The organism is Bradyrhizobium hipponense (genome assembly GCF_008123965.1).
In the GTDB taxonomy this organism is placed as follows: Bacteria; Pseudomonadota; Alphaproteobacteria; order Rhizobiales; family Xanthobacteraceae; genus Bradyrhizobium; species Bradyrhizobium hipponense.
Genome location: NZ_VSTH01000212.1, coordinates 1 through 5,267, shown reverse-complemented (window position 1 = coordinate 5,267; position 5,267 = coordinate 1). Strand labels below are relative to the sequence as shown.

2 protein-coding genes and 2 pseudogenes are annotated in these 5,267 nt (G+C 62.6%); 1 reads left to right on the top strand and 3 read right to left on the bottom strand.

Annotation, left to right across the window (positions count from 1 at the left end; all coding sequences use genetic code 11):
- The 3 genes and pseudogenes from FXV83_RS40025 to FXV83_RS40015 form a co-directional block, all read right to left on the bottom strand.
- Window positions 1-944 (bottom strand): IS630 family transposase gene (locus FXV83_RS40025; RefSeq protein WP_148745537.1). Its coding sequence is split into 2 segments (ribosomal slippage), with 945 coding nucleotides annotated over them: window positions 1-608 and window positions 608-944; the frame shifts between segments, so codons are not numbered across the junction. This gene is flagged as partial in the annotation.
- A 395-nt stretch (window positions 945-1,339) separates the two neighbouring features.
- Window positions 1,340-2,565 (bottom strand): annotated as a pseudogene (locus FXV83_RS40020) (IS91 family transposase).
- Window positions 2,566-2,585: 20 nt separating this feature from the next.
- Window positions 2,586-3,445 (bottom strand): annotated as a pseudogene (locus tag FXV83_RS40015) (tyrosine-type recombinase/integrase).
- A gap of 447 nt (window positions 3,446-3,892) precedes the next feature.
- Here FXV83_RS40015 and FXV83_RS40010 point away from each other — a divergent pair.
- Window positions 3,893-5,242 (top strand): IS5 family transposase, encoded by a 1,350-nt coding sequence (locus FXV83_RS40010; RefSeq protein ID WP_148745536.1) that lies wholly within the window; start codon window positions 3,893-3,895, stop codon window positions 5,240-5,242.
- The last annotated feature ends 25 nt before the right edge of the window (window positions 5,243-5,267 follow it).

The window sequence follows — 5,267 nt, the reverse complement described above, 5'->3', positions numbered from 1 at the left end:
GGGTGCTTCATGCCGCTTACCGTTGAAGTAGTTGAGACATTCGTTCGGGGTGAAGAGATCGATGACGCGTCCGATAGCGGCCCAAAGGCTGTCGACAGTGCGCGCGGCGGCTTTGCGTAGGAGCGCCTTTAGTTTGGCGAAGGCGTTTTCGATGGGGTTGAGGTCTGGACTGTAGGGCGGCAGGTAGAGCAGCGTTGCGCCCACGGTCTCGATCGCCTCGCGAACCTTTGCGCCCTTGTGGCTCGAGAGGTTGTCCATGATGACGATATCCCCGGGCTTGAGCTCAGGCACCAGCACTTGGTCGACATAGGCCTGGAAAGCCTCACGGTTGATCGGCCCGTCGAGCACCATGGGCGCCATCATGCCGGAGAGGCGCAGGCCGGCGACGAAGGTGGTGGTCTTCCAGTGGCCATGGGGGATCGCAGCGAGCAGCCTTTCGCCCTTCAGAGCGCGCCCCCGCTGTCGCGCCATGTTGGTCGAGGCCCAAGTCTCGTCGATAAAAACAAGGCGCTCCGGGTCGAGATCACGCCGGCCATCAAACCAGTCCTGCCGCCGCTTCACGACATCCGGACGCTCCTGCTCGGAGGCGTGCGCCGACTTTTTTTGAGCGTGATCCGGTGACGGTCGAAGAAGCGCCAGAGTGTGCCGATGCCGAAGGAAAGACCCTGCTCGGCCAACTTCGCTTGAACCTCCGCGATCGTGATATCCTTCGTCTGCTCAACAATGCTCAGGATCAGCGCGGCATGGGCCTCGATCCGTCCCGAGCGCCGATCGCCGCCCTGCCGCTTCGGCCTGGCATCACCGACATCCCGTTCAAGAGCGCACCAACGGATCGCGCTTGCGGCGCTTACCCCAAAGTGTTCCGCAGCCTGACGGCGCGACATCCCCTTCGCCACTGCGGCAATCAAACGGTCACGAAGATCAATCGAAAGCGCCTTTGCCATTCATGCTGGCCTCCGATCCAGCACGAAGTTTGAATCTGGAGGGTTCTGTGAGGTCGCGCTCACGCGAGGGCGCGGCAAGCGCTTATAACGCGACCTCATTGAAGCCGGATTGAACGAAGGCGCGGGAGAATATGCACGGTGGTGCGGCTATGGGGATAGTTTGAGATCGCGGGTTGCTATCGGCAGACTGCGGAGCTGACGCGGCGACGTTTTGGTTGCGCTATGGCGGCAACTTGAGACAGAGAGCATTTTACCGGCTGTAGCGATCGATGGCCCGCTGCATCGAATAGTTTCCGGCGCGCTGTTTGGCCGCACGGATTCGGCAGCGTCTGCGATGATCGAGACGATGGGATCATAATGACGAATGACGATCTTCGTGCACGGCATGAATTGGCTCACGATGTGTCGCACCGGAACGATTGGGTTGGAGCGCCGGAACGACTGAAGCTGTGTCGAAAGCGCTCGATGATGCGCATGATGCCACCACAATCAGGACAGGCGGGAACCTTGGCCCACGTCAGAGCGTCCGAATCCACAGGCGACGGCTTGCCATCGTTTGGCGGTGTCCGCTCACGATCGAGAAGTTTGCGGCAAAGGGCGAGTTTGGCAGCGCGATGGCCGTTGGCCATGAAGCCGAAGTGGCGGATGCGATGGAAGCCATCGGGCAGCGTGTGAAGAAGGAAGCGGCGGATGAACTCGTCGGCCTCGAGCTTCATGATCTTTGTCGCGCCGTTCTGGCGGTAGTCCTTCCAGGTAAAGGCCACGTGATCCTCGTCGAGGGCTACGAGCCGGCTGTTGGCGATTGCAACGCGATGGGTATAGCGGCCGAGATAGGCCAGCACCTGCGCGGGGCCGCCGAACGGCCGTTTGGCGTAGACGACCCAGCTGATGCGCCGCATAGCGACGAGGTGAGCTGCGAAGGCAGCAGGCTCGGCCAGGGATGCGAGATCGCCGAAGAAGTTCAGGGTGCCGGCGTCGAAGGCGGCGGTCAGACGTTCGAGGAACAGGCGTCTGAACAGCCGGGCGAGCGGTTTGACGGCCAGGAAGAAGTTTGGTCGGCTGGCGATCCAGTGCGCGCTATCGGGCGAGAGGCCGCCGCCCGGCACGACGCAGTGGACGTGGGGATGGTGCGTCAGCGCCTGCCCCAGGTGTGGAGGACGGCGACGAAGCCGGTCCCGGCGCCGAGCCGGCGTGGATTGGCGGCGAGCGTCGACATTGCCTCGGCGGCGGCTTTGAACAGGATCGCATAAACGATGGCCTTGTTCTGAAAGGCGATCGCGGCGATCGGAGCCGGCAGTGTGAAGACGACGTGGAAATAGGGAACCGGCAGCAGGTCGGCTTCTCGCGCGGCGAGCCACGCGGCCCGGGCTGGCCCCTGACACTTCGGACAGTGCCGGTTGCGACAGGAATTATAGGCGACGCGTGTCGTGCCGCAGACGTCGCAAGCCTCCATGTGGCCGCCGAGCGCCTCGGTCCGGCACGCCACGATCGCGCTCATCACGCGCCGCTCGACCCGACCGAGATGACCGGCATGGTCACGGCGATAGGTGTCGCCATGCCGGCGCAGAATATCGGCAATCTCGATGGCGGGCCTATTGGCGCGGCTGTCGGGGCGGATCATCACCCGCATCCCGCCGCGGATCATCCAGGTGGCGTCACCTCCAGCGACAGGCGATCGAGCGGGCTCTGCGTCGCCCGGATCGTATCGGTGGCGACCGGCGTGTAGCGCGCTGTCGACGACAAATTATTGTGCCCGAGCAAGACCTGGATGATCCGGAATCGGTTCCGCTCTCGAGAAGATGCGTCGCGAAGCTGTGGCGCAGCGTGTGCAGCGTGACGCGCTTGGTCAGGCCCGCAGCCTTCACCGCCGACCGACAGGCGGCGTGCAACACGGTCTGATCGATCGGATGATCTTCGTCACGACCAGGGAACAGATAAAGCCGCGGCCGGGCGAGCCGCCAGTAGGTGCGCAGGATGCCCAGCAGCTGGGGCGACAGCATCACATTGCGATCCTTCGCGCCCTTGCCGTGGCGCACCTGGATGACGCCGCGGGCGCTGTCGATGTCTTCGATCCGCAGTCCCGCGACTTCGGAGGCCCTGAGGCCGGCCGCATAGGCCGTGGTGAGCGCGGCGCGGCTCTTCAGGCTCGACACGGCCTCGAGGAACTGAACCACTTCGTCGGCGCTGAGAACGACCGGCAGCTTGCGCGGTTCTCGCGCATAGGGAATGCGCTCCGGGATCAGCGCCTCGCCGAGCGTGACGCCGTAGAAAAACCGTAGCGCACAGACGATCTGGTTCAGCGCCGGCCATGAGATGCCGGTCGAGACCAGATGCACCTGGAAGGCGCGGACGTCTTCCAGCTCTAACCGGTCAGGCGATCGGCCAAAATAGCGGCTGAACTTCGAAACCGCGCTGATGTAGGATCGTTGCGTCGCCGGCGACAGATTGCGGACGGTCATGTCTTCGATCATGCGGCGGCGAAGAGGGCTCAAATCGGCCATCTCGATACTCCTGTCTGAGGGGGATGGGCTCCAACACCCACATCCTCTCAGCCAGGAGGCGATCTACGCCACCTTGCCCCTCACGCCGCGGCAGCGGCTTCGTTCAATCAGATCCGTATCGTCTTGGGAATCCCTCGCGATTCAATCAGACCGGAAAATGCTCTAGCGCAATACCAATCATGGCTTCTTGCTGTCGGGAGCCAGACGCTACGCACCGATCAGAGTTAGCTTTGGAGTCGACATAGATTATCGGCCACGCTCGATGAGCCCTACTCAGTCGTCCGTGAAGAACTTCCAAGTCATTGAACGGGAGTCCTTTTTTTCTGACGAGAGGGGTTTTGAGATTGCAGGCTTTCGGGCTTTGACGACCCAAAAGCTTGCAATTTTGCTTTTGAGGATTCCATCGAATCGCGCGTCGTGATTCCTTCGGTCGGATCGGAGGGAACGATGAAGCCGAAGGAACGACGCGACAGCGGACAAGCCGATCTCCTGCGCTCCCGGCTGGACGCGATCATCGACATGAACCATGCGCTGGTGAAGCTTTCGCGGACGATCGACTGGTCGTTCCTCGAAGAGCGGTTCGGCGCGGTCTATGAGGATAAGCCGGGCCGGCCGCCGCTGCCGACGCGCTTGATGGCGGGACTTGCCATCCTCAAGCACACCTACGACCTCTCCGACGAGGTCTTGTGCGAGCGCTGGGTGGAGAACCCCTATTACCAGTTCTTCTGCGGCGAGGAGTTCTTCCAGCACCGCATGGTGTTCGACCGCTCGTCGCTAACGCGCTGGCGCCAGCGCATGGGCGAGGAGAAGCTGCAGGCGCTGCTGCAGGAGAGCCTTGCGGTCGCCACCAGGACCGAGGCGATCAAGCCGTCCGATCTCAACCGCGTCATCGTCGACACCACGGTGCAGCCCAAGAACGTGATGTTCCCGACCGATGCGCGGCTTCTGAACCGCGCCCGCGAGATCTTGGTCCGGCTCGCCAAGGGGGCAGGCATCAAGCTGCGCCAGTCCTATGGGCGGGTCGGCAAGTTCGCCCTGATCAAGCACCAGCGCTATGCCCACGCCAAGCAGTTCAAGCGCGCCAATCGGGCCTTGAGGACGCTTCGAACCTATCTCGGCCGCGTCATTCGCGACATCACCCGCAAGCTCGAAGGCAACGTCGGTTTGCTCCATGAGATCGCGCTCGACCGCATGCTGGCGCTGGCGCGATGCGTGCTCGATCAGAAGCAGCGCCAGCGTGGCCCGAAAGTCTACTCGCTGCACGCGCCGGAGGTGGAATGCATCGGCAAGGGCAAGGCGCACCGGCCCTACGAGTTCGGAGTGAAGGTCTCGGTGGCCACCACGCTGGCGCATGCCAAGGGTGGACAGTTCGTCGCTCACGTCAAGTCATTGCCCGGCAATCCGTATGACGGCCATACGCTCAAGACCGTGATCCCGGACATGGAGGCGATGATCGGCAACACCATCGAGCGCATGTTGCTCGACAAAGGCTACCGCGGTCACAATGCCCCGCCCGATTACAAGTTCAGGGTGTTCATCTCAGGCCAGAAGCGGCGGGTGACCCCGCAGATCAAGCGAGAGATGCGCCGCCGCTCCGCCGTCGAGCCGGTCATCGGCCATCTCAAATCCGAGCACCGGATGGGCCGCAACTATCTTTGGCATCGCCAGGGCGATGCCGCCAACGCCGTCCTCGCCGCAGCCGGCTACAACTTCCGTCGCCTGATCAGGTGGCTCAGTCTCTTGTTGTGCCAAATCCTCGCTCAGTTCACCGTCCGATTTCAATTCGTCCCAGCTTGAAAACGGGGTTCTTCACGGTCGACTA

Excerpts from the sequence above, each read along its gene's own strand:
- FXV83_RS40010 (WP_148745536.1), top strand. The coding sequence starts at position 3,893 with ATGAAGCCGAAGGAACGACGCGACAGCGGACAAGCCGATCTCCTGCGC.